This window comes from Salinimicrobium gaetbulicola (assembly GCF_042676025.1).
Taxonomy (GTDB): domain Bacteria; phylum Bacteroidota; class Bacteroidia; order Flavobacteriales; family Flavobacteriaceae; genus Salinimicrobium; species Salinimicrobium gaetbulicola.
Genome location: NZ_JBHTJP010000032.1, coordinates 1,299,831 through 1,323,666 on the forward strand (window position 1 = coordinate 1,299,831; position 23,836 = coordinate 1,323,666).

The window sequence follows — 23,836 nt, forward strand, 5'->3', positions numbered from 1 at the left end:
ATATTTTGGAACTATCAGTTATAGCTCTCCAGTTCTTCCTGCACGCTTTCCCATTCCTTCATCAACTTTTCCACCTCTTTCTTCTGAGAATCATACTTTTTAAGAAAATCGGGCTTTGCGATCGTTTTCTCATAATTGGTCGCCAGCTCCACATCCTTCTCCTTCAGCTCCTTCTCCAGCTTGGTGATCTTAGCCTCTATATTGCTCAATTTATTATTGAGAGATTTCACCTTCTTTTGATTTTGATAAGAATCCTTATTGCTTTCTTTAGGAGCCTGTTTCTGAATTTCCCTTTTTTCAACCTCCCTCATATCATTAAGCTTGCGTTGCTCCAGATAGAAATCAATGTCTCCCAGGTATTCTTTGATCTTATGATCTTTGAACTCATAGACCTTATTGGTAAGCCCCTGCAGGAAATCCCTGTCGTGAGAGACCAGGATAAGAGTTCCTTCAAAGCTTTTTAATGCGTCTTTAAGGACATTTTTGGATTTAATATCCAGGTGGTTGGTAGGCTCATCCATTACCAACACGTTAAAAGGTTGTAACATCAATTTTGCAAGAGCAAGCCTGTTTCTCTCCCCTCCGGAAAGCACCCTTACATATTTTTCAACTTCATCTCCCCTGAACAAGAAAGAACCTAAGATATCACGCACCTTCGCACGGTTAGATTCGTTGGCCGCATCTATCATGGTGTCAAGTACGGTTTTGGAGCCATCCAAATATTCTGCCTGGTTCTGCGCGAAGTAACCTATTTGTACATTGTGCCCTAATTTTAATTCTCCCTTATGATCCAGGTCGCCTACAATGATCTTTGCAAGGGTTGATTTCCCCTGTCCGTTCTGGCCCACAAATGCAGTTTTAGAATCTCTTTCGATCAGCAGATCTATATTCTGAAGCACATTTTTGTTGCCATAACTTTTTGAAATATTATGAGCCTCTACCACTACTTTCCCCGGGGTAACAGAAACCGGAAATTTCAAGGTCATTACCGAATTGTCATCTTCATCTACTTCAATCCGGTCTATCTTATCAAGTTTTTTAATAAGAGATTGAGCCATGCTCGCTTTAGAAGCTTTCGCACGGAATTTTTCGATGAGTTTCTCGGTTTGCTGAATTTGCTTTTCCTGGTTCTTTTGAGAAGCCAGCTGTTGTTCCCTCAACTCCTTCCGAAGCACCAGATATTTGGAATAAGGTTTATTGAAGTCATAGATCCTTCCAAGAGAGATCTCTATGGTCCTGTTAGTGACGTTGTCCAGGAACATCTTATCGTGAGAAACGATCACTACCGCCCCGGGATAATTATTCAGAAACCCCTCCAGCCAGATGATAGATTCAATATCAAGGTGGTTGGTAGGCTCATCGAGCAGTAAAATATCATTTTGCTGAAGCAGGAGTTTCGCCAGTTCGATCCTCATTCTCCATCCTCCCGAAAAAGTGTCTGTAAGTTTATTAAAATCTTCTCTTTTAAAACCAAGTCCCTGAAGGATCCTTTCGGTTTCACCCTGGTAATTATAACCACCATGGATCTCATATTGATGTTGCACATCGTTTAGATCCACCATAAGCTGGTGATAGGAATCACTTTCATAATCTGTACGTTCGGCCAGCTGATGATTGATCTCCTCCAGCTTCTTCTCTAAGCGTTTGATCTCCTCAAATGCCTGATACGATTCCTCAAGCACGGTTCTTCCTTCAATAAAATCAATATCCTGCTTTAAAAAGCCGATCTTAAGATCTTTATCGGTAGCAATTTGTCCGGTATCCGGCTCCATCTCTCCGGAAAGAATTTTGAGCATAGTAGATTTCCCAGCTCCATTCTTTCCTATAAGTCCTACCCTGTCACCAGCTCCCAGCCTAAAAGTTATTTCTTCAAACAGGTATTCCCCACCAAAGGAAACTGACAAATTGTGTATATTCAACATTCTTTTCCGTTATTTTTTTGCAAAGATGCTTAAATTTACGTCGCAAAAAAAACTCCCATGACATTCTTAAAAGGTAGTAAGCTCTACAGCATTTTCACAGGCACATGTCCTGTCTGTCAGGAGGAAAGTATGTATAAGGAACCGAACCCTTATAAGATCTCAAGGTTATTTGCCATGCACGAACGTTGCTCTAATTGCAATACCAAATACAAAATGGAACCTTCTTTCTTCTTTGGAGCCATGTATGTGAGTTACGCAGTAGGGATCGCCTTTGCGGTCGCGGCCTTCGTAATCGCCTATTGGCTGCTGAAGGTAAGCTTGCTCACAACCTTTATAGTCATAGTTGGAACACTTGTGGTATTCCTTCCTGTCATTGTGCGCTGGAGCAGGAATATCTGGATCAATTTCTTCTTTAGCTATGACGAATCAAAAGCTAAGAAGCATTAAACCACTTTTTGGTGAATCGGCTAATATTTGTTTCCGGATCGAGATCTTTTTCGTGTTCAATAAGATCCAACAATTCTTCAGAGATCATAGGAGCCAATAAAATACCACGGCTTCCAAATCCATTACAGCAATAGAGATTCTTATGTTCCGGATGTCTTCCAACCAAGGGCCTTCTGTCGATGGTGGAAGGGCGTAAACCGGCCACCTGGTGGACCACCTCAAAATCAACCGTGATCAAATCCTTTAATTTTGTGACCAGTTCCTGTCTTGCAGATTCTGTTGGACCCGGTGTCTTATCAGTATTACTGTAAGTAGCACCTACCGCATACAGATCTTCTCCTGCCGGAAATATGAAAACAGAGGATTTCACACCTACTTCAAGATCAAGTCCCGGGGCCTTAATAATAATATATTCCCCTTTATTTCCTCTTAGCGGAAGGTATTTGAAATATGGGTTATTCAGCAAGCCGAAGCCTTCGCAGAAAATGATATTTTTAGCTTTGATCCCTTTATACTCCACGCCTTCTTCGGAAAGTACCAGGTCTTCATGTTTAAAAGACTCTTCTTTCAAAAGATCATTTTCAAGAAGGTGAGCAGCATAGCTTTCTAAAAGGTTTCTGGGATCAATTCTTTTGGTATTCAACACTTTCCCGAAGGAATGATTTCCGGGAACATTGGGATTAACTGTAGAAACCAGGTCAGTATCCAAATAAGGAGCCAGTTTAGGCTTATCGGCAGCTTCAAACCAGTTATTCTGCTCCTCTACTGATGAGAACCTACGGTATATTTCAAGGGGAGAGAGAAATTCCTTCCCAAGTAATTCTTCCATTTCAGAATAAAAAGCAACGGCCTTAGGCATTTGAATATCGGCCTTCCAGGCTAAGGTAAACCGCTTTAAGATCACCGGATTCATAAAACCTCCGGCTACTTTTGATGCTTCCTGCGAGTTGTCGTCAAAAACGAGGAAAGACTTTCCTGTCTTCTCCAGTCTATATGCTAAGCTGGCACCGCTAAGGCCCAGTCCTACTATGATGTAATCTTTCATGGAGTAAAATTATAACAAAAAAACGCCTTTCGTAATGAAAGGCGTTTCTAAATTGTTCAAAATATGAGCAAAATCAATAGTTCCACATATCTTGCTCGAAGTTTCTGATCTGTTCTTTGATTCGCTGTGATTCCAATAACTGCATAAATGCATTATCATTGATATAATCATCCACCTGCCGGTCTCCCTGCAGATTATCTTCAGCATAGACCACTCCATTAAATCTTCTTGCATTCAGCAAGTGATCAAAGGAAATAGGCTTAGAAGTATTATTCGGATTAAAAGCGAAAGCCTGATTCAACACATCTCTGGCAGACGGATACCAAACCCAGAACAATTCCACTAAAGCTGGTTCATCGCTGTCAATAAAGTTTACATCAGGAGCAACTGGAGCGATCCCCAATAGCCTGTACTTTAACTCAGCCTGGCGTTTGTCAAAATACCAGTAACCTCTAATGTGGTACTCAGCAATATCAGCAGCAGAAATATCCCTTCTACTGATATACTGCGGATCAATTTGCTCACCGGCGTTATACTGTTCTATACCAAGGTCTGTAGTATCAACTTTTGATAAGGCAGCCTGAATGTCCTTCAAAGCGATCTTATCGTTGAAATATGAATCGGCGTAGATCTCTTCGATCTTTCCGTTTTTAATGTTCTTGATAAGAACATCATACAGAGCACGTCTGGAACTTCCAATTTGATTGGTGTCAATTGGATAGTACAGCGGGAAATTCACTCTTTCATCAAGGTCTACAACTTCCCAGGTAGTTTTTGACCACAAGATATCACGAGTATCTACATACCCGTATTCAAGCGGTGCATTCTTTCCATATGCCAATTCTGCGGCAGTAGGCGCCTCGATCTCATCCGGACTTTTAGCATTCAAAATGTTCTTTTGGCCAAAAGTTGTCACCGAAACGAGCAATCCACATATTCCAACTAAAAATCGGTTCCAGTTCATATTCTAATTTTATTTTAATTCGTTAACTCCACAAATACGGGAGAAACCTGCTTTAATTTATAGCTTGCGTTGTTAGCTAATTGAGCTTCCACATCAAAAATTTGAACAGATTCACCTCTACCCGCACGTCTTAATGCAGCGACAGCCCTGTCATCCAGTTTCTGACCACGAACCTGTACGGTAGGTTGTCCAGGTACTTTAAATTTAAACCCTGTTACCCGTAGGTTAAGGTCAAAATCAAAGTCTGGTAAGGTAGCTCCAATAGTAGCGATCTCAAGGGTATTTCTTTGCATTCTCACCGTTCCGTCTTCTCCTCTTACGGTTCCAACAGGACGAGGAATATCTTTCACTCTGAACGTTTTGCTGTCTCCTACTTTCTCTCCTCCCGGAAGTTCTCCGGAAACATTGATAGTAACCTCTCTCGCCTGAAGGGTAGTCACATCCATTACATAGTTAGGACCACCTACAGATCTAAGACCCGGAGCGTTTGCCGAAACATTTCCTACTCCCGGAATCGAAATGGTCATTGGGTTTTGAACCCCACGATATACCACGTTCATCTTATCTGCAGAAATTACGGCAGAATTAGGTTTAGGAATTACGCTATATGAATTGTTCACAGGAATAGAGATTATAGAATCTCCTTCTTTAAACTGAAGTTCTCCTGTGATCTTTTGTTGTCCAACATTTCCAGCAGGAAAATCAAGCTTTACCTGACCGGCTTCTGTACTCTGGATCTCGTTACCGTTGATAATTACCTTATCAAATTGCAAAGTTTTGTCAACTCTACCTAACACCACTTTTCCTTTATAGTTCTCACCATTGAAAAACGCTGTCTTATCTGATATAACGATCGCTTCATAATTCGTTAAAGAAACTTCGCTCTGTAACTGTCCGGAAAGCATTACAGAAAGAATATCATTTTCGGCACCACGGGCATCACCCTGCATTTGGGTGAATTTAGTAATAGATGCGATCATTGGGAAACTTTCAAAATTGTATGCCAACCAGGGTTTCTTTACTCCTTCAGAATCTTTTACAGGATCTGTACTGAATTCCCTTCTAACTTCAGCAGCGATCTGAGGATAATTATCTTCGATCAAACTTGCTACACCTTCACGGTAGCTCTCTACTTTATTTAAAAATTCCTGACCTTTATTACTAGCTTTTCCACTTTGGAAAAAGTATTCATCCAGGGGAGATGATTTATCCATTGCCTCATAATTTTGAGGATCGTCTACTCCTTCCAGCACCATGCTTTTCATCTCTTCAAGATAGGCGGTGAATTCAGTAGTCATTTCATGGATCTTTGAAGCCTTTTCCTGTAAAGGCTTATATTTTGCAGGTTGTTCTTCAGCCTTTGCAACAAGACCGGCCATGGCAGCCGAGTTTCTTTCTGCAACCGAGGAATTCGATTCTGCTAATTTCTCATTGATATTACCAAAAGCAGTAAGGACCTCTTTTGACATATTCAAGGCCATCATCGCGATGAAAACCAGATACATCAGGTTGATCATCTTCTGTCTTGGTGTTTGTTTACCTCCAGCCATTCTCTAATTTAGTTTAATGTTTTAATACTGTTTTAGATCGATTTTAAACCAATTAGGCTTTGACGTGCATAGCAGATAACATTCCGCCATAAACACCATTTAAAGAAGAAAGGTTGGAAGCCAAAGACTCCATCTGCTGATTTAATCTTCCGGCGTTCTCGGCCACCGCTTCGTTAATTTCAGATTGACGGGCAGCAGACTCTACCTGTACTTTATAAATACTGTTCAATGACTCTAACTGACTTGCAGCAAGATTCATTTCTTCGCTATATCTTTTTTGAGACTCGATACCATCAACGGTTGGAGCGATGTTCTTAGCAGCACCCTCAAAGTTGCGAATACTTTCGCCAAGACTGCTCATTAGTGTAGCATCAATTTTTGCTTCTTTAAGGATCTCATCAAGTTTTCTGGAAAGCATCCCTTCAGTCTCGTCATTAGTTACCACTGCACCACCTCTTGCTGAAGCTTCACCACCTGCAAGTTCAGGGTATACTAATGACCAGTCTAATTCATCATCTACAGGCTCAAATGCAGAAACGGCGAATACTAAAGCTTCCACGATAAGTCCCAAAATAAGCATAAGGTTACCAAATGGCCAGTGCATGATCTTAAAAAGAGCTCCAAGGATTACCACAGAGGCTCCTAAACCATAGACCATGTTCATTAATTTCTTGGTTGATTTATTGTTTGCCATAATAATTAAAAATTTAGATAGAGTTTTTCTTTTAGGTTGTTGTTATAATAAATTAGGGGGTCTTAACGTGTCTGATTCAAGGTAACATCTGTTCCAAGATAATCCTGGACAGTTCTGAAACCAATATAACTTCTTGCAGTATCTGCATATTCATAATCCCGGGAACTTACCTGTAGGAAATAAGCAACATCCTTCCAGGATCCTCCCCTAACTACTTTCTTCATATTTTCCTCGTCATTGACAGACGGGTTCATGGATGATGAATATTCATAAGAGCCTGGATCGTATGATGAGAAAACCCATTCTGAAACGTTCCCCGCCATATTGTACAATCCATAATCATTAGGTTCATATGAATGAGCTTCTACCGTATACAATGCTTGATCTGCTGCGTAATCACCTCTTAAAGGTTTAAAGTTCGCCATAAAACATCCTCTATCATTCTTAGTATATGGCCCACCCCAGGGATAAGATGCAGATTCGAGTCCGCCACGGGCAGCATACTCCCACTCCGCTTCAGTAGGAAGCCTGTATGCATTCACATTGTGCTTACCTCTTTTCTTACGGTAAGAATTGTGATACAGAGTTCTCCATTGAGCGAAAGCTCTCGCTTGTTTCCAGGTCACTCCCACAACCGGATAATCTCCATATGCATCATGCCAGAAATAGTCATTGTGCATTGGCTCATTATAGGAATAATTAAAATCTTTGATCCAAACGGTGGTATCAGGATAGATAGCGATTTCTTCTGTTTTAATGAATTCTGAACGACGTCCCGGTTCTGCCCTGGCAGCTTCCTGAATATCCATCCAGGAATACCTGAATTTTAAGTGCTTTACATCAATTGAACGTTGCCCGTTGTACACCTCTTCAATTGGAATATACATGGTGTCCATGATCTCTGCATAATATTCATCTGGATAATCACGAGTATCCCAAATGATATCAACATCCTTATTTAACTTTCGCCCTTCATAACCACCCATACTGTAATAGTTATCATACATGTACTTTTCGTAGACTGACATGTTCTCTTCGTCAGTATCAGCAAAAGCGTATTCACCAATTCCGCCGGAACCTGGAGTCTCCCCCATTTCCTCAGCAAAAATGGCAAGTTTCATTCGAACAACAGAGTCACGAACCCAGTTGACAAATTGCCTGTATTCTGCGTTTGTTATTTCGGTCTCGTCCATGTAAAAAGAACGAACGGTAACGGTTTTAGGCGGTGCATTTTTAAGGCCCACGATATCATCGTCAGACTTACCCATAATAAAAGCACCTCCAGGAACAAGTGTCATTCCTAAAGGTTTCTCCGGATGCCATTTCTTTCCCTGTACACCTACCAATTGCCCTTGATCACCCCGGCCACAAGAAGCCAATAAAGAAATTACAGCAATAAGTAAAAAAAGTTTCCTCATAATATCTTTCAAAGTTAGGACCTAGTAGTACTTCTCCAAGTCAGTAAACCTATTTATTTATTTTCTAATAAACAATTTATTTCTAAAAATCGACCGGCTACAGGTGTTTAAATATAGTTAAATTTCGTTCTTCCGCTTGGTCTTATACCACCTTTCAGGAAGAATTTGGTTGCAAGCATCGATGTAATCACCTTCAGTGCAAGGTAATAACGTGTGCCTCTTTAATTTATTACTTTCAGGGGACATAAAGGGGATTTCTATCCACCAACGACCACTTACCGGGCTCTTAAAAAACACCAAAACCTCATCTTCTATCGGAACCTGGTACTTTATAAACTCCTTTTTCGCCGAAATAGTATTCTCATTCTTCCTAAAATTGACTCCTTCTATGAAATACCAGAGCATTTGTGCCACCAGCATAGTCGATGTCGGGAAGTTCAATTCTGAAGTAATTTCATATATCCCAAATGAGGAAACCTTATCGCTTATACCTGCATAACGAGCCAGGGCACAAATTTCTTTTCCGTCGAAACCATTAGGAGACTGCAGCCTGTAGTTCCCTAAGGCACCTGCACTTACTGCTCCCATATCCACACCTACCAGGTTTGCATCCCTCATGACCGGCTCAACAATACTAATATCATTTGAGACCTCACCTAATCTGTACGCATCAAAGAACAGTCGCTCCATTAACTCGATCTCATCCTGAGAATTGAAATAGGTTTGATATCCAAGATTAGAATAATTGAAAAGGTTATAAGGCTTGGTTACCACGATTCGCCCAACATAAGACCTATTAGACAAAGGCTTATCGGCATCACCCAGATCAAACCTGGAATCGATATTCACCAAATTCACCATCTGCTCCACCCCGTCATAGGCTCTGTACTGACCATAGATCAGGTCCTGCGAACCTCCTAAGATCACAGGGATGATATTTTTCTTCAGAAGATCTGCAACTACGGTCTGTACTGCGAAAAAAGTATCCTCCACACTTTCACCGGGTCTTATATCTCCCAGGTCAGCTATTTTATGAAACCAGTTACCCGGATAAAGCTGATAAAAACTCTTCCTAATATTATCAAAATTGAAGGGTTCACCGGTAGGATTTTCGGCAAGGCGGTCTTCCAGAACACCAAAGACAGCGATCTTCACTCCCTCAAGATCAGGAAATGCAGACGCTTCTGAATGTATTAATAATGACGCCCCTATACCGGGATCTTTGGCAAAATCATCTACGAGCTCATGATTTACCGGGGTAAAAAAATCAAAATCCATTGATTATTTCTTTTTGGTGGCCGTTTTCTTTGTCGTGGTCTTTTTAGCAGCAGTCTTCTTCGTCGTAGTCTTTTTCTTAGCCGCTTTTTTCTTTGGAGCCTTCTTCTCAATGATCTCCTTCACCTCGTCTAAAGTAAGCTTTGTAGCATCTACCGTTTTAGGCAGTTCTATTTTAGTCTTACCTTTTATAATATTGGAACGCCCCCAACGTGCCTTTTCAACTCTTATTCCTTCCTCTTCCCAGTTATGAATGACTTTCTCACGCTCCTTGCGGATCTTGTCTTCGATCAATTCCTCAATGTCTTCTGCGGAAAGATTATCAAAATCATATTTTTTGTTCACATTGATGAACATACTGTTCCACTTCAGGTAAGGCCCAAATCGACCAACACCTTTTTGTACCGGAAGGTTTTTGTATTCATAGATAGGAGCATCTGCTTTTTCCTTTTCAGCGATCAACTCAAGCGCCCGATCCATGCTAACTTCGATCGGGTCTTCTCCTTTATCAAGGGAAACGTATTTTTTCCCATACTTTATATAAGGACCAAATCGCCCGTTGTTCACTTCCACCTTCTCCCCTTTGTATTCACCTAACTCCTTCGGAAGCTTGAACAGCTCCATAGCTTCTTCAAAGGTAACGGAATCTAAAGTCTGATCTGGTGATAAACTGGCGAATTTCGGTTTTTCCTCATCTTCTACAGAACCCATCTGTACCATGGGACCAAATTTCCCTAATCGTACACTTACCGGCTTTCCGGTCTCAGGATCCTTTCCTAAGATCCGCTCTCCCACTTCCCGATCGGCATTTTCAGCGACATCTTTCACATGCGGATGGAAATCATTATAGAAATCCTTCATCATGCGGGTCCATTCCTCCTTACCTTCAGCGATGTTATCAAAATCTTCCTCCACTTTCGCGGTGAAGTTATAATCTAAAATACTTGAAAAATGATTTACAAGGAAATCATTCACTACCATACCAACATCAGTAGGCACCAGTTTTCCTTTATCACTTCCTATAGTTTCAGAGAGCTTTTCTTCCTTCAGCTTATCATTGCTTAAGGAAAGCTTAGCATACTCCCTCTCCACTCCGTCAACGGAACCTTTTTCAATATAATTCCTGTTCTGGATAGTGGAAATAGTTGGAGCGTATGTTGACGGACGACCAATTCCCAACTCCTCCAGCTTTTTAACTAAAGAAGCTTCTGTATAACGATAAGGTGGTCGGGTAAAACGCTCGGTCGCTGTAATGTAATTATTCTCCAGCTTTTCATTCACTCGCAATGCCGGAAGCATCCCTTCCTGCTCCTGCACATCTTCATCCTCATCATCTCTTCCCTCCAGATAAACTTTAAGGAATCCGTCGAACTTCAACACCTCTCCGTTAGCAGTGAATTGTTTGTCGTGCTTGTCTGCTTCGATCTTTACATTGGTTCTTTCCAGCTGCGCCTCGCTCATTTGAGATGCGATCGCTCTTTTCCAGATAAGATCATACAATCTCTGCTCATCCCTGTCGGCATTCACCGTGTGGTTTTCAAAGTTCGTAGGTCGAATCGCTTCGTGAGCTTCCTGGGCACCTTTTGATTTACCTTTAAACTGTCGGCTTTTACTGTATTTATCCCCGTACGCTTTCAGGATCTCATTTTTAGCACCTTTTCGAGCATCATCAGAAAGATTCACACTATCTGTTCTCATATAAGTAATATGACCGGCTTCATATAAACGCTGAGCCATGGTCATGGTCTTACTTACTGAAAAATATAATTTTCGGGCAGCTTCCTGTTGCAGGGTTGAAGTGGTAAACGGAGGCGCCGGAGACTTCTTAGCCGGTTTGGTGGTAAGATCTGCCACCTTAAAATTGGCCCCTATATTTTCTGAAAGAAATTTTTCCGCTTCTTCTTTTGTATCAAAGTTCTTGGGAAGCTTTGCCTTAAAGACCTTTCCTTCTTCGGTAGTAAATTCGGCATCGATTCTAAAGGAGGCTTCAGGAGTGAAATTCTGAATCTCCCTTTCGCGCTCTACAATAAGACGTACAGATACGGATTGGACCCTTCCCGCCGAAAGTCCGCCTTTCACCTTTCTCCAAAGAACCGGTGAAAGCTCGTATCCCACCAAACGATCCAAGACCCTACGGGCCTGCTGGGCATTTACCAGGTTATAGTTTATATCTCGTGGATTCTCGATCGCCTTTAAAATGGCAGATTTCGTGATCTCGTGAAAAACGATTCGTTTTGTTTTCTTTTTATCAAGGTTCAATTCTTCTGAAAGGTGCCATGCAATAGCTTCTCCCTCACGATCCTCATCACTCGCCAGCCATACAGTATCTGCATCCTTGGCCAGTCCTTTCAATTTCCTGACTACGTCCTTTTTATCTTTTGAGACAATATATTTAGGAGTAAAATCACCCTCTGTGTCCACCCCGAGTTCTTTGGTGGGCAGGTCGGCAATGTGACCAAAACTGGAAGCGACCTTATAGTCCTTTCCCAGGAATTTCTCAATGGTCTTTGCCTTTGCAGGGGACTCTACAATCACTAAATTCTTCGCCATAGCATCTATTTTTGTTCTGCAAAAGTATAGGAAATTTTAAATATGAGCTGCTCTTTTAAGAAAAGGGGGATTTCCCTCAGTCAAAAAAGGCTTTAATTTACCACTGTCACTTTGTCACATCTCAACTAAAAACGTATCTTTGCACGTTCAATTACCAAACGGTATATTTTGAAATATGGAGAAGATAATAGACGAAAAACAACAGGGTAACTCCCTGGTGATGGAGCCGAAATCTGGGAACGGAAGAAAGTTGATGATAGAGAGTTACGGCTGCCAGATGAATTTTAGTGATAGTGAAATTGTTGCTTCCATTCTTGCCAAGGAAGGTTTTAATACTACCCAAAATCTTGAGGAGGCAGACCTTGTCCTTATTAATACATGTTCCATTCGCGACAAGGCCGAACAAACTGTTCGCAAACGCCTGGAAAAATATAATGCGGTCAAGAAGATCAACCCTAAAATGAAGGTGGGAGTGCTTGGGTGTATGGCCGAGCGCCTTAAAGCTCAATTCCTGGAAGAAGAAAAGATCGTGGATCTTGTTGTTGGACCCGATGCTTATAAAGATCTTCCTAACCTTATCAACGAGGTCGAGGAAGGCAGGAATGCAGTAAACGTGATCCTTTCAAAAGAGGAAACTTACGGTGACATTTCCCCGGTACGCCTTCAAAGCAACGGAGTATCCGCTTTTGTTTCCATTACCAGGGGTTGTGACAACATGTGTACTTTTTGCGTGGTTCCTTTTACCCGCGGAAGGGAGCGCAGTCGCGACCCGCAAAGTATTTTAGAAGAAGTGAACGACCTGGTAGCAAAAGGCTTCAAGGAAGTTACCCTTTTAGGGCAGAATGTGGACAGTTACCTTTGGTATGGCGGCGGACTTAAAAAAGATTTCAAGAATGCTTCGGAAATTCAAAAAGCGACAGCCACTAACTTTTCAGGTTTACTGAAGCTTGTTGCTGAAGCCCATCCAAAATTGAGGATCAGGTTCTCCACTTCCAATCCTCAGGATATGACGCTTGACGTGATCGAGACCATGGCGAAATATCCAAACATCTGCCGATATATTCACCTTCCGGTGCAAAGTGGAAGTGACCGAATCCTGAAAGAGATGAACCGCCTACATACTCGAGAAGAATACTTTGAGTTGATCGATAATATCCGAAGGTTAATGCCAGAATGTGCCATTTCTCAGGATATGATCACAGGTTTCCCGACCGAGACCGAAGAAGATCACCAGGATACTTTATCTTTAATGGAGTACGTAAAATATGATTTCGGATTCATGTTCGCCTATTCTGAAAGACCCGGAACCATGGCGGCCCGTAAACTGGAAGATGACGTACCAGAAGAAGTTAAGAAAAGAAGGCTTACCGAGATCGTGAACCTTCAGCAGAAACACAGCCATTACAGAACTCAGCAGTTCGTTGGAAAAACCGTGGAGGTTTTGATCGAAAAAGAGTCCAAGAAATCAGACGAACACTGGAGCGGAAGAACGACACAAAATACCGTAGCGGTCTTTCCGAAGGAAAATTACAAAGTAGGAGATTTTGTCAATGTTAAGATAAATGACTGTACCAGCGCCACCCTGATCGGGGAAGCCGTGGGTTACAGCGATAATAATTAAGCAGTCAAGGTCATTTATGGAATCAGTACAAGCAATAAAACAGCGTTTTGGCATTCTTGGGAATGACGAAAAATTAAACAGGGCGGTCGAGAAAGCAATTCAGGTCGCACCTACAGATATTTCGGTTCTGGTTACAGGAGAAAGCGGAGTGGGAAAAGAGAACATCCCAAAGATCATTCACGCCCTCTCCCATCGCAAACATGGAAAATATATTGCAGTGAACTGCGGTGCCATTCCCGAAGGCACGATCGACAGTGAATTGTTCGGGCATGAAAAAGGCTCTTTTACCGGAGCCTCTCAGGCACGAAGTGGATATTTTGAAGTAGCCGATGGCGGAACCATTTTCTTAGATGAAGTAGGTGAACTTCCGTTGACCACTCAGGTTCGTTTATTACGGATTCTTGAAAATGGAGAATTTATGAAAGTAGGTTCCTCTAAAGTTCAGAAAACGAACGTGCGCATAGTGGCCGCCACCAATGTGAATATGTTCGAGGCCATCAAAAAAGGGAAATTCAGAGAAGATCTTTATTACAGGTTAAGTACCGTGGAAATTCACCTTCCGCCGTTAAGGGATAGAAAAGGCGATATTCACTTACTCTTTAGAAAGTTCGCAGCAGATTTCGCTTTAAAATATAAAATGCCTACCATTCGTCTTGACGACGCTGCGGTAGCTCTTTTACAAAAGTATCGATGGAGCGGTAACGTTCGACAGTTGCGCAATATAGCCGAACAGATCTCTGTTCTGGAACAGGAGCGGGAAATCAATGCAGAAAAACTAAGAGGCTACCTGCCCGGTGTTAGCGACAACTTGCCGGCCGTCATCGAAGAAAAGAAAAAGGAAAGCGATTTCAGTAATGAGCGCGAAATACTTTACAAGGTACTTTTCGACATGAAAAGCGACCTTAACGACCTTAAGAAACTCACCCTTGAACTCATGAAACATGACAGCAGCAAGGTGAAGGAGGAAAATGAAGGCCTTATTGAAAAGATCTACGGAAATGGCGACGAACAGGATGTAGAATCCGAAGAGATCACAGACGAACAGCTGGAAGTGCTTCAAATTCCGCAGAATAATACACCTGATAAGCAGGATAAATATTATTTTGCAGAGGAAATTGAGGAAGAAGAAACGCTTTCGCTTCAGGACAAGGAGCTGGAACTCATCAAGAAATCGCTGGAGCGTCACAACGGAAAGAGAAAGGCAGCAGCCGACGAGCTGGGGATCAGCGAACGAACCTTGTACCGCAAAATAAAACAATACGACCTGTAAAAAGGCTTTTTGAGACCTTAGGATATTTATGAGAAACCTACAATTATTACTTATCGGTCTGTTACTTTTCAGTTTTCAGTCCTGCGGAATTTATTCGTTTTCAGGAGCCGATACAGGAAACGCCCAAACTTTCCAGGTAAACTATTTCCAGAATGCGTCGGCTATCGTTGAACCGGGTATTGACCGAACATTTACGCTTCAGTTACAAGACCTGATACAAAGCCAGACCAACCTGAATCTTACCGATTCAAACGGAGACCTGGTCTATGAAGGAGAGATCGAAGATTACTATGTGTCGCCAATGAGCGCCACGGCGCAAAGCACCGCCGCTCAAAACCGATTGACCATCGTGGTGAACGTACGTTTTTATAACACCTTAGACCCCGAAAAAGATCTTGAAAGAAGGTTCTCTTTCTATTATGATTATCCCGCCAACTCTCAACTTCAGGGAGCAGTTCTGGCAACGGCTCTTGAAGAGATCTTTACACGCATCACTCAGGATGTATTTAACGCTACCCTGGCAAACTGGTAATGAAACAAGAGGAAATAACATATTTGTTGCAACACCCTGCTGAGATCACTCAGGAGCAGACTACCACTCTAAAAGAGGTTTTACAGCAATATCCTTATTTCCAGGCCGCCCGGGCCATTAGACTAAAGGGACTTAAGAACGCTAACAGCCTTCATTATAATAAAGAATTAAAGGTAACCGCCGCTTACACTACAGACCGCAGCGTATTATTTGACCTTATCACTTCGGAAGAATTCAACCAAAACCAGATCTCTGAGCAGATCAGGAAACAGGAACAACTTGAAAAAGAGGAAGCGAAAAAAGCTGAACAAGAGGAAACTTCCGGAGAAGACAATTTAAGCTTGGACAAGGCATTAAAAATGAAGATCAAGGAATCTGAACAGGTTTTCGACCCGGAGTTGTTCATGAGATTCGAAAAAAAGGAAAAAGAGACCAAAGTAACCGATCTGCAACTGGGCAAACCCCTGGATTTTGACAGGCAGGAAAATCACTCCTTTACCGAATGGCTAAAACTGGCTTCGGCGACCCCAATCGAGCGGGAGGAAGAAGAACCTGAGGAACAGGATGATGCTAAAGCCAGAAAATTTGACCTCATCAGTGAGTTCATTGCAAAAAGTCCGAAGATAGTTCCTTCTAAAACCACTAAAAAAGTGAACCTTGCAGAGGAAAATCAAACCTCCCCGGAATCATTGATGACAGAGACCCTGGCAAGGGTTTATCTCGAACAGAAAAACTATAAAAAAGCAATTCAGGCATATAAAATTTTAATTTTGAAAAATCCCGAAAAAAGTGGTTTCTTTGCTGACCAAATTCGGGCGATCGAAAAATTACAAGAAAATAACAGTTAAGTATAATGAGCACGTTTACAATCTTTTTAGCATTAATCATTATCGTAGCATTTTTGCTAGTGGTAGTTATCATGGTACAAAACCCTAAAGGAGGAGGATTATCTTCTGCTTTTGGAGGTGGTGCAAATCAAATTGGTGGAGTTCAGAAGACATCAGACTTCCTGGACAAAAGCACCTGGACCCTGGCTACCTTGCTATTGGTTCTTATCCTACTTTCGAACGTGACAATTATGGGCGGAAACGGATTAGGAGAGTCAAAGATCATGAATGGAGACACCGAGGTTGAAACCAACGTTCCTGCTCCTGTTGAAACTCCTGCTACGACTCCTGCAGAGGAAAACTAAGAAATACTTTTTACCAAATATAAAAATGCCGGCTTATGACAAGCTGGCATTTTTTTTTGGCAAATGTCAGCAAAAGTCAAGTGGCACAATTTTCGTCATTATGGGTATTCAAGTAAAAAAATTAAATAACTAAAATACAATCAAAAAATGGCACTAAACATTAAACCTCTTTCAGACAGAGTACTTGTTGAGCCTGTAGCAGCAGAAACTCAAACTGCATCAGGTATTTACATTCCGGAAACCGCTAAAGAAAAACCTCAAAAAGGTATTGTGGTAGCGGTAGGAAATGGTAAAAAGGATCACGACATGACCGTAAAGGTTGGTGACACCGTGCTATATGGAAAATATTCAGGTACTGAGCTCAAGTTAGAAGGTAAGGAATACCTTATGATGAGAGAGGACGATATTCTTGCCATAGTTTAATACTGTGGTTCCTGCCGTACTAACAGCGGTTTTTACCTCATTTTTTTTAAAAAAATAAAATCTAACTAATTCCCGGTTATCGGGATTCAAAAAAATTATTCAAAATGGCAAAAGATATAAAGTTTGACATTGAAGCACGCGACGGTATCAAGCGTGGTGTAGATGCATTGGCGAACGCAGTTAAAGTTACCTTAGGACCTAAGGGACGTAATGTGATCATCAGCAAATCATTTGGAGCTCCTTCAGTAACTAAAGATGGAGTTACAGTAGCGAAAGAGATCGAGCTGGAAGATCCATTAGAAAACATGGGTGCTCAAATGGTGAAGGAAGTTGCTTCCAAGACCAACGACCTTGCCGGTGACGGTACTACTACTGCAACTGTTCTTGCACAAGCCATCGTAAAAGAAGGATTAAAGAACGTTGCTGCCGGAGCAAACCCAATGGACCTTAAAAGAGGAATTGACAAAGCTGTTGAAGCATTAACAGCCAACCTAGGTAAGCAGACTCAGGAAGTTGGAAATTCTTCAGAAAAGATAAAGCAGGTAGCATCTATCTCCGCTAACAACGATGACCAGATTGGTGAGTTGATCGCTCAGGCCTTCGGAAAAGTTGGTAAAGAAGGTGTGATCACCGTTGAAGAAGCCAAAGGAACCGACACTTATGTGGACGTTGTGGAGGGTATGCAGTTCGACCGTGGATACCTTTCTCCTTATTTCGTTACTAACAGCGAAAAAATGACCGCAGATCTTGAAAATCCATACATCCTTATTTATGATAAGAAGATCTCTGCTATGAAAGACCTTCTTCCAGTATTGGAGCCGGTAGCTCAAAGCGGAAAACCGTTATTGATCATCGCTGAAGATGTGGACGGGGAAGCGCTTGCTACTTTGGTAGTGAACAAGCTGAGAGGATCTTTGAAGATCGCTGCTGTCAAAGCTCCAGGATTTGGCGACAGAAGAAAAGCAATGCTTGAGGACATCGCGATCCTTACCGGTGGTACCGTGATCTCTGAAGAAAGAGGATTCACTCTTGAGAACGCAACTATCGATCAATTGGGTACTGCTGAAAAAGTAGCTATTGATAAGGATAATACCACTATCGTAAACGGTGCCGGTGAGAACGAAGCGATCCACAACAGAGTTAACCAGATCAAAGCTCAGATGGAGACTACTACTTCTGACTATGACAAGGAAAAACTGCAGGAGCGTCTGGCTAAATTGGCCGGAGGTGTAGCTGTACTTTATGTTGGTGCGGCTTCAGAAGTTGAAATGAAAGAAAAGAAAGACCGTGTAGATGATGCACTTCACGCAACCCGTGCGGCTGTTGAGGAAGGAATCGTTGCAGGTGGTGGTGTAGCACTGGTACGTGCCAAAGCGGTACTTGCAAACCTTGAAGCTGCCAATGCAGATGAGGCTACCGGAATCCAGATCGTGAACCGCGCTATCGAGGCTCCTTTGAGAACCATCGTTGAAAATGCAGGTGGAGAAGGATCTGTTGTGATCAATAAAGTACTTGAAGGTAAAGACAACTACGGATATGACGCTAAATCTGATTCTTTCGTTGACATGCTAAGCGCAGGTATTATCGATCCTAAGAAAGTAACCAGGGTAGCTCTTGAGAACGCTGCTTCGGTTGCCGGAATGATCCTTACTACCGAGTGTGCTTTGACCGACATTAAAGAAGACAACGCCGGAGGTGGCGGAATGCCTCCAATGGGTGGCGGAATGCCAGGAATGATGTAATGATCAAACGTTAGATTATTATAAAAAACCCCGCTTCAAATTTTGAAGCGGGGTTTTTATTTAAATTCTTCTGCTAAAACAGCAATTCGGAAATTTTTATTTTTTCTTCATAAAATCAAAAGCCCCTTTTCTAAGGTTTATTCCATATTCCACATAAGCCTTAAGACAGGCCAGGAAATTAGCCCACCCTGCAGTATTCTGCTCCAGCCATTTTATCCCTGCCTCATCAGCATCCATTTTACCTTCTGTCACTTTTACAAGCGTACTTGGGCCTTCCATTTTTTCTAATTTTATTTCCACCTTAAGTTTTTGCCCGTGGGCACCATCCCACTCAAAAGTGATCAATTCATTGGGGCTTATTTCCAGAATTTTCACAGGAAAAGATTCTTCAAACTCAGGGAATTTCCACTGTATGGTTTTCCCGGCTTCCATCTTTCCCGAACTTTCAGAAATAAAATAATGAGACATGTTCCAGGGATCAACAATAGCGTCAAAAACGGTTTTTTGAGCTTCGGAGATCTGAAGAGCGGTGTTTATGGTTAATTGTTCCATCACTGCGGATTATTTTTTACTGTGTTTCATGGCATTCCTGGCCTGTTTGATATGCCTTTGGTTATGATAGACCAAAACCCTGAAGGTATCTCCCAGCTTCAAGGTAAGCCATTTTGATATACTGGTTGGAACCCGGGTTTTTATGAGGCTCACATCCCGGGCTTCCTCAAGCAGTTCCAGCAATTTATGTTGCTGATCCAAAAAGGTGGTGAGAACATTCTTATCGAGCCTGCTACCTAAAGGATTTTTATCCTTGAAAGTTTTTATCTTTTTCATGGATTCCTTCGGAAGCATACTTTCAGCAAAAAAATCTCCCAAACGAACACTTTTAAAAACCTTTTGGGGAGCGTAGCCACTTTCCATGATCTTAAGTTCAATCTCAGGAATATAAAATTCGCCGTATCTATTGAGATGTTCAATACATTCCAAGGCACTCCAGCTTTCTGAAGATTCCCGGGTATTAAGTTCCTCTAAGGAATGTGTCTTAAATTCCTGGGCATCCCGAAGCACCTGTTTCGTCCTCGCGGTCAAATCAGCTATCAATTCAGCTGTACTTGTTTTCATACCCGGTAAATTTGTTTCTTTACTTTACATTCGGTTCGGTATAGCTAACCATCCAGTTCACCCCGAATTGATCTGTACACACACCATAGTAACTACGCCAGAAAACATCACCAATCTGCATTATGATCTTACCATGTTCACTAAACGCTTCAAAATAGCGATCGGCTTGCTCTTTACTGGACGCAGACACAGAAAGCGAGATGTTATTTCCGCTCTTTACCTCGGGGCTCCATTCTTCACCCGAATCACTGCCCATCAATACCACTTCTTTCCCAATAGGAAGAGAAATATGCATGATCTTATTCAACTTATATTCAGGAATTAGCACCTCATCATTCGTGGGAATATCAGAGAACCTGCCGACATAAAGAAACTCTCCTCCAAAAATAGATTTATAGAAGTTGAAAGCCTCTTCACAATTACCTGGAAAAGTCAAGTAGGGATTTAATTTTTCCATTAAAATTGAATTACAAAAATTTATAACCCTGTAATTTACATTTAAAAAATTATTGGAAAAATAAATTTTATAAAAAAATCTGGTATAATAATTACAGTAATAAAAAAAGCCACCTGAAATTTCAGATGGCTTCTATCATATTAAAAATAAGAATCTTAAGAAACTGCTTTCAATCTCTTGATTCCTGATTTATCTAATTTTTCTTCAGCATAATCTCTCGTCACTTTTAAGGTAGAATTTTTACCCTCAGGCATCTCAAACATAGCGTCTGTAAGGATAGCTTCACAAAGTGATCTAAGTCCTCGAGCCCCGAGTTTGTATTCTATTGCCTTTTCCACGATGTAATCAAGAGCCTCATCTGTAATGGTGAATTCGATATCATCCATTTCAAATAACTTCTGATACTGCTTGATAATCGCATTCTTAGGCTCGGTCAAGATAGAACGCAGCGTTTTCTTATCCAGCGGATTCATATGGGTCAATACAGGAAGACGACCAATGATCTCAGGGATCAATCCGAAGTCTTTAAGGTCTTTTGGAATGATATATTTCAACAGGTTTTCACGCTCAATCGCATCATCGCTTTTTGAGGCGCTAAAACCTACTGCCTGCATATTCAATCGCTTACTGATATTTCTTTCGATCCCGTCAAAAGCACCTCCCGTTACGAAAAGGATATTTTCTGTATCTACTTCAATGAACTTTTGATCAGGGTGCTTTCTTCCTCCTTTTGGCGGTACATTTACCGTGGTTCCTTCCAAAAGCTTCAATAATGCCTGTTGCACACCTTCTCCCGAAACATCACGGGTAATAGAAGGGTTGTCACTCTTACGTGCGATCTTATCGATCTCATCTATGAAAACGATCCCATGCTGGGCTTTTTCAAGATTATAATCGGCAGCCTGTAAAAGTCGGGTAAGTATACTCTCTACATCTTCTCCAACATATCCTGCCTCGGTTAATACCGTGGCATCCACAATTGCCAAAGGCACGTTCAACATCTTGGCGATGGTCTTTGCCATAAGGGTCTTACCGGTACCGGTCTCCCCTACCATGATGATGTTACTCTTTTGTATTTCGATATCCTCGTCTGAAACCGGCTGCAATAATCGCTTATAGTGATTATAAACCGCCACAGAAAGGACTTTTTTGGTATGCTCCTGTCCGATCACATATTGATCAAGGAAAGATTTAATAGCCTGAGGTTTTCGAAGTTTAAGTTCAGAAGACAGTTCACTGGTGCCCTCCTGCTTAGATTCCTCGATCACGATACCATGAGCCTGCTCGATACAACGGTCGCAAATATGAGCGTCCAGTCCTGCAATGAGCAAGTTGGTTTCAGGTTTTTTCCTTCCACAAAAGGAACATTCTAATTCTTCTTTTGCCATAATTTTTTTATTTCGATCACTTCTAGAAGTGACCTTTTTCGCTTGCTACTTTTAAAAGAGCGCTTAGGCTCTTGTTAAAATCTCATCGATCATTCCGTACTCCAAAGCTTTATCAGCTTTCATCCAGTAATCCCTGTCGCTATCCTCCTCGATCTTTTCATAAGTCTGTCCGGAGTGCTTAGCGATGATCTCATACAATTCCTTTTTTAAGGTAAGGATCTCACGCGCAGTGATCTCAATGTCACTAGCCTGACCTTGAGCTCCTCCTAACGGTTGATGTATCATTACTCTGGAATGAGGCAATCCACTACGTTTTCCTTTTTCACCTGCACATAAAAGAACTGCTCCCATAGATGCGGCCATTCCCGTACAAATAGTAGCAACATCTGGCTTTATGAACTGCATGGTATCATAGATCCCAAGACCTGCATACACACTTCCTCCAGGAGAGTTGATATAGATCTGGATGTCTTTTGAAGCATCTGTACTCTCAAGAAACAACAACTGTGCCTGAATAATATTGGCCACCTGGTCATTGATCGCAGTACCTAAAAAGATAATACGGTCCATCATCAACCTTGAAAAAACATCAAAAATGGCAATGTTCATCTGCCTTTCTTCAATGATATTGGGGGTCATCCCCAGCGGGTTCATACTGCTAACGATCTGGTTATAATAATTACTGTTGATCCCGTGGTGCTTGATAGCATATTTTTCGAATTCTTTTCCGTAATCCATTTAAAATGTTTTTATCTGTGTTTTGCTGTTTCAGAGTCTTCCGGATTTGCCGGAAAACCCTTTGTTAATTGCCAAAAAAGGCGTTCTCCCTGATTGGTCAAACGCCTTAAAGATAAGTATTAATTTATAAAAGTTCTATTGATAAACCTCTTTAACAAATTCTTCATAAGTCACCTCTTTTTCTTCAAGGTTCACCTTGTCTTTGTAAAGCTGAAGTAACTTCTGGTTCATCAATTGCTCAGACAAACGCTTCACTTCATCCTGACGGGATAAGATACGTGCCGCGATATCATCAAGCTCTTTTTCTGAAGGATCCATCTGACCAAATTGCGCCATTTGCTCCTTAATTCTTTCAATCGCGAAAGCTTTCAGGTCTTCGAATTTCACCTGAAGGTCATTCTCAGCGATCAATTTTCCTTCGATCAACTGGAAACGCAATCCTTTTTCGCTCTTTTCGTATTCTTCTTTAGCTTCTTCTTCAGTAAGCTCCTTTTCTCCAGCCGTCTGGATCCACTTCTGAAGAAATTCCTTAGGAAGGTCGAATTTTGTATTCTCGATCAACATTTCAGTTACATCATTCAATAACTGCTGATCACCTTGCTGCTCAAACTGCTTGGCAGCGTCTTCTTTGATCTTTTCTTTAAGCTCAGTAACCGAAGTAACTTCGCCTTTCCCGAAAAGTTTATCAAACAATTCCTGGTCAAGATCTGCAAGCTCCTGCTTGTTGATCTCAGAAACGGTGAATTCCACCTCGATCTCAAGTCCGTGCGCTTTATCATGCTCCACTTTCAGGAACTCCATCAAGTCATGATCATCTTCGAAAAGACCTTTAGTCTTAAGAGTGATCACATCACCTACTTTCGCACCGATGAATTTATCTTTATTTCTCTTTCCTTTTAATTTCTCGATTGGAAGAGTTGCAGTAGCATCGATCCCTTCTTCCTCATTTTTGAAAGTTCCGGTTACCTGGTCACCTTCTTCAGCAACATCTTTAGAGACCAATTTCCCGTATTGCTTCTGGATGGTCTTGATCTGGTTCTCGATCATTTCATCACCGGCAACGATCTTGTAGTGAGTGATAGGTTTTTTATTCTCAAGGCTTACTTCGAATTGCGGAGAAAGACCTAATTCAAACTCAAAAGTGTAAGTTTCACTATCCCAGTCAAAGTTCTCCTGCTCCTTAGGAAGCGGGTTCCCAAGTACATCCAGTTTCTCTTCGGTAAGATATTTATTAAGGGCGTCCTGAAGTAATTTATTCACCTCATCAACCAAAACAGCTTTTCCATACTGCTTTTTAACCATTCCCATAGGCACATGACCTTTTCTGAATCCGGGAATATTAGCGTTCTTACGGTAATCCTTTAGGACCTTTTCAACTTTGTCGCTGTAGTCTTCTTTAGCGATATCAACCTTAACTACTGCGTTAAGTTCATCAATATTCTCTCTCGTTATATTCATTACAAACTCTTATAAAAATTGGTTTGCAAAAGTA

At 41.5% G+C, this 23,836-nt stretch carries 22 protein-coding genes; 8 read left to right on the forward strand and 14 right to left on the reverse strand.

Annotated elements, in window-relative coordinates; all coding sequences use genetic code 11:
- Positions 1-14: 14 nt before the first annotated feature.
- A complete protein-coding gene (locus tag ACFQ1G_RS07390) occupies positions 15-1,922 on the reverse strand; it encodes an ABC-F family ATP-binding cassette domain-containing protein (protein WP_380738079.1) in 1,908 nt (635 codons plus the stop codon).
- A gap of 57 nt (positions 1,923-1,979) precedes the next feature.
- Here ACFQ1G_RS07390 and ACFQ1G_RS07395 point away from each other — a divergent pair, with 57 nt between their 5' ends.
- Entirely contained in the window at positions 1,980-2,369 is a 390-nt protein-coding gene (locus ACFQ1G_RS07395) for a DUF983 domain-containing protein (RefSeq protein WP_380738081.1), read from the forward strand.
- On the opposite strand, the gene ACFQ1G_RS07400 is transcribed toward ACFQ1G_RS07395, so the two are convergent.
- The 7 genes from ACFQ1G_RS07400 to topA all read right to left on the reverse strand — a co-directional run bounded on the left by ACFQ1G_RS07400 (position 2,356) and on the right by topA (position 11,865).
- Positions 2,356-3,414 carry an NAD(P)/FAD-dependent oxidoreductase gene (locus ACFQ1G_RS07400; protein WP_380738083.1) on the reverse strand — a complete coding sequence of 353 codons (1,059 nt, stop codon included), beginning with the start codon at positions 3,412-3,414 and terminating at the stop codon, positions 2,356-2,358. The genes ACFQ1G_RS07395 and ACFQ1G_RS07400 overlap by 14 nt on opposite strands.
- Before the next feature lie 73 nt (positions 3,415-3,487).
- Entirely contained in the window at positions 3,488-4,378 is an 891-nt protein-coding gene (gene porN, locus ACFQ1G_RS07405; RefSeq protein ID WP_380738085.1) for a type IX secretion system ring subunit PorN/GldN, read from the reverse strand.
- Between the two features lie 14 nt (positions 4,379-4,392).
- Positions 4,393-5,928: a type IX secretion system motor protein PorM/GldM gene (porM, locus tag ACFQ1G_RS07410; RefSeq protein ID WP_380738087.1), complete on the reverse strand. Its 1,536-nt coding sequence runs from the start codon at positions 5,926-5,928 to the stop codon at positions 4,393-4,395.
- Positions 5,929-5,980: 52 nt separating this feature from the next.
- On the reverse strand, positions 5,981-6,622 hold the full coding sequence (gene porL, locus ACFQ1G_RS07415; protein ID WP_380738089.1) for a type IX secretion system motor protein PorL/GldL: 642 nt from the start codon (positions 6,620-6,622) through the stop codon (positions 5,981-5,983).
- Positions 6,623-6,684: 62 nt separating this feature from the next.
- Positions 6,685-8,040, reverse strand: a complete 1,356-nt coding sequence (gene porK / locus ACFQ1G_RS07420) for a T9SS ring complex lipoprotein PorK/GldK (protein WP_380738091.1) — start codon at positions 8,038-8,040, stop codon at positions 6,685-6,687.
- Between the two features lie 117 nt (positions 8,041-8,157).
- Complete coding sequence (locus ACFQ1G_RS07425; protein WP_380738093.1) at positions 8,158-9,318, reverse strand: formimidoylglutamase; 1,161 nt, start codon at positions 9,316-9,318, stop codon at positions 8,158-8,160.
- A gap of 3 nt (positions 9,319-9,321) precedes the next feature.
- Positions 9,322-11,865: a type I DNA topoisomerase gene (topA, locus tag ACFQ1G_RS07430; RefSeq protein WP_380738095.1), complete on the reverse strand. Its 2,544-nt coding sequence runs from the start codon at positions 11,863-11,865 to the stop codon at positions 9,322-9,324.
- Between the two features lie 175 nt (positions 11,866-12,040).
- Here topA and miaB point away from each other — a divergent pair, with 175 nt between their 5' ends.
- The 7 genes from miaB to groL all read left to right on the forward strand — a co-directional run bounded on the left by miaB (position 12,041) and on the right by groL (position 18,645).
- On the forward strand, positions 12,041-13,486 hold the full coding sequence (gene miaB, locus ACFQ1G_RS07435) for a tRNA (N6-isopentenyl adenosine(37)-C2)-methylthiotransferase MiaB (RefSeq protein WP_380738097.1): 1,446 nt from the start codon (positions 12,041-12,043) through the stop codon (positions 13,484-13,486).
- 16 nt (positions 13,487-13,502) lie between these two features.
- The gene (locus ACFQ1G_RS07440) at positions 13,503-14,756 is read left to right on the forward strand and encodes a sigma-54 interaction domain-containing protein (RefSeq protein ID WP_380738099.1); all 1,254 of its coding nucleotides are present in this window, start codon (positions 13,503-13,505) and stop codon (positions 14,754-14,756) included.
- A gap of 28 nt (positions 14,757-14,784) precedes the next feature.
- Positions 14,785-15,288, forward strand: a complete 504-nt coding sequence (locus ACFQ1G_RS07445; RefSeq protein WP_380738101.1) for an LptE family protein — start codon at positions 14,785-14,787, stop codon at positions 15,286-15,288.
- Positions 15,288-16,136, forward strand: coding sequence for a hypothetical protein (locus tag ACFQ1G_RS07450; RefSeq protein WP_380738103.1), 849 nt, complete (start codon positions 15,288-15,290; stop codon positions 16,134-16,136). The genes ACFQ1G_RS07445 and ACFQ1G_RS07450 overlap by 1 nt, the downstream gene beginning before the upstream one ends.
- 5 nt (positions 16,137-16,141) lie before the next feature.
- Positions 16,142-16,480: a preprotein translocase subunit SecG gene (gene secG / locus ACFQ1G_RS07455; RefSeq protein WP_380738105.1), complete on the forward strand. Its 339-nt coding sequence runs from the start codon at positions 16,142-16,144 to the stop codon at positions 16,478-16,480.
- A gap of 147 nt (positions 16,481-16,627) precedes the next feature.
- Positions 16,628-16,903 carry a co-chaperone GroES gene (locus ACFQ1G_RS07460; RefSeq protein WP_380738107.1) on the forward strand — a complete coding sequence of 92 codons (276 nt, stop codon included), beginning with the start codon at positions 16,628-16,630 and terminating at the stop codon, positions 16,901-16,903.
- A gap of 104 nt (positions 16,904-17,007) precedes the next feature.
- A complete protein-coding gene (gene groL, locus ACFQ1G_RS07465) occupies positions 17,008-18,645 on the forward strand; it encodes a chaperonin GroEL (protein WP_380738109.1) in 1,638 nt (545 codons plus the stop codon).
- A gap of 96 nt (positions 18,646-18,741) precedes the next feature.
- Here groL and ACFQ1G_RS07470 read toward each other — a convergent pair whose 3' ends face one another.
- The 6 genes from ACFQ1G_RS07470 to tig form a co-directional block, all read right to left on the reverse strand.
- Positions 18,742-19,197 carry an SRPBCC domain-containing protein gene (locus tag ACFQ1G_RS07470; protein ID WP_380738111.1) on the reverse strand — a complete coding sequence of 152 codons (456 nt, stop codon included), beginning with the start codon at positions 19,195-19,197 and terminating at the stop codon, positions 18,742-18,744.
- A gap of 9 nt (positions 19,198-19,206) precedes the next feature.
- A complete protein-coding gene (locus tag ACFQ1G_RS07475) occupies positions 19,207-19,761 on the reverse strand; it encodes a DinB family protein (protein ID WP_380738113.1) in 555 nt (184 codons plus the stop codon).
- A 19-nt stretch (positions 19,762-19,780) separates the two neighbouring features.
- Positions 19,781-20,218, reverse strand: a complete 438-nt coding sequence (locus tag ACFQ1G_RS07480; protein ID WP_380738115.1) for a VOC family protein — start codon at positions 20,216-20,218, stop codon at positions 19,781-19,783.
- 155 nt (positions 20,219-20,373) lie between these two features.
- On the reverse strand, positions 20,374-21,606 hold the full coding sequence (clpX, locus tag ACFQ1G_RS07485; protein WP_380738117.1) for an ATP-dependent Clp protease ATP-binding subunit ClpX: 1,233 nt from the start codon (positions 21,604-21,606) through the stop codon (positions 20,374-20,376).
- 63 nt (positions 21,607-21,669) lie between these two features.
- Positions 21,670-22,344, reverse strand: coding sequence for an ATP-dependent Clp endopeptidase proteolytic subunit ClpP (clpP, locus tag ACFQ1G_RS07490; protein WP_380738119.1), 675 nt, complete (start codon positions 22,342-22,344; stop codon positions 21,670-21,672).
- A 135-nt stretch (positions 22,345-22,479) separates the two neighbouring features.
- On the reverse strand, positions 22,480-23,802 hold the full coding sequence (gene tig, locus ACFQ1G_RS07495; RefSeq protein WP_380738120.1) for a trigger factor: 1,323 nt from the start codon (positions 23,800-23,802) through the stop codon (positions 22,480-22,482).
- Between the last annotated feature and the right edge of the window lie 34 nt (positions 23,803-23,836).

What these genes read in the sequence shown, in the direction of transcription:
- ACFQ1G_RS07390 (WP_380738079.1), bottom strand. Translation starts at nt 1,922, where the DNA reads ATGTTGAATATACACAATTTGTCAGTTTCCTTTGGTGGGGAATACCTG.
- ACFQ1G_RS07395 (WP_380738081.1), top strand. Translation starts at nt 1,980, where the DNA reads ATGACATTCTTAAAAGGTAGTAAGCTCTACAGCATTTTCACAGGCACA.
- ACFQ1G_RS07400 (WP_380738083.1), bottom strand. Translation starts at nt 3,414, where the DNA reads ATGAAAGATTACATCATAGTAGGACTGGGCCTTAGCGGTGCCAGCTTA.
- porN (WP_380738085.1), bottom strand. Translation starts at nt 4,378, where the DNA reads ATGAACTGGAACCGATTTTTAGTTGGAATATGTGGATTGCTCGTTTCG.
- porM (WP_380738087.1), bottom strand. Translation starts at nt 5,928, where the DNA reads ATGGCTGGAGGTAAACAAACACCAAGACAGAAGATGATCAACCTGATG.
- porL (WP_380738089.1), bottom strand. Translation starts at nt 6,622, where the DNA reads ATGGCAAACAATAAATCAACCAAGAAATTAATGAACATGGTCTATGGT.
- porK (WP_380738091.1), bottom strand. Translation starts at nt 8,040, where the DNA reads ATGAGGAAACTTTTTTTACTTATTGCTGTAATTTCTTTATTGGCTTCT.
- ACFQ1G_RS07425 (WP_380738093.1), bottom strand. Translation starts at nt 9,318, where the DNA reads ATGGATTTTGATTTTTTTACCCCGGTAAATCATGAGCTCGTAGATGAT.
- topA (WP_380738095.1), bottom strand. Translation starts at nt 11,865, where the DNA reads ATGGCGAAGAATTTAGTGATTGTAGAGTCCCCTGCAAAGGCAAAGACC.
- miaB (WP_380738097.1), top strand. Translation starts at nt 12,041, where the DNA reads ATGGAGAAGATAATAGACGAAAAACAACAGGGTAACTCCCTGGTGATG.
- ACFQ1G_RS07440 (WP_380738099.1), top strand. Translation starts at nt 13,503, where the DNA reads ATGGAATCAGTACAAGCAATAAAACAGCGTTTTGGCATTCTTGGGAAT.
- ACFQ1G_RS07445 (WP_380738101.1), top strand. Translation starts at nt 14,785, where the DNA reads ATGAGAAACCTACAATTATTACTTATCGGTCTGTTACTTTTCAGTTTT.
- ACFQ1G_RS07450 (WP_380738103.1), top strand. Translation starts at nt 15,288, where the DNA reads ATGAAACAAGAGGAAATAACATATTTGTTGCAACACCCTGCTGAGATC.
- secG (WP_380738105.1), top strand. Translation starts at nt 16,142, where the DNA reads ATGAGCACGTTTACAATCTTTTTAGCATTAATCATTATCGTAGCATTT.
- ACFQ1G_RS07460 (WP_380738107.1), top strand. Translation starts at nt 16,628, where the DNA reads ATGGCACTAAACATTAAACCTCTTTCAGACAGAGTACTTGTTGAGCCT.
- groL (WP_380738109.1), top strand. Translation starts at nt 17,008, where the DNA reads ATGGCAAAAGATATAAAGTTTGACATTGAAGCACGCGACGGTATCAAG.
- ACFQ1G_RS07470 (WP_380738111.1), bottom strand. Translation starts at nt 19,197, where the DNA reads ATGGAACAATTAACCATAAACACCGCTCTTCAGATCTCCGAAGCTCAA.
- ACFQ1G_RS07475 (WP_380738113.1), bottom strand. Translation starts at nt 19,761, where the DNA reads ATGAAAACAAGTACAGCTGAATTGATAGCTGATTTGACCGCGAGGACG.
- ACFQ1G_RS07480 (WP_380738115.1), bottom strand. Translation starts at nt 20,218, where the DNA reads ATGGAAAAATTAAATCCCTACTTGACTTTTCCAGGTAATTGTGAAGAG.
- clpX (WP_380738117.1), bottom strand. Translation starts at nt 21,606, where the DNA reads ATGGCAAAAGAAGAATTAGAATGTTCCTTTTGTGGAAGGAAAAAACCT.
- clpP (WP_380738119.1), bottom strand. Translation starts at nt 22,344, where the DNA reads ATGGATTACGGAAAAGAATTCGAAAAATATGCTATCAAGCACCACGGG.
- tig (WP_380738120.1), bottom strand. Translation starts at nt 23,802, where the DNA reads ATGAATATAACGAGAGAGAATATTGATGAACTTAACGCAGTAGTTAAG.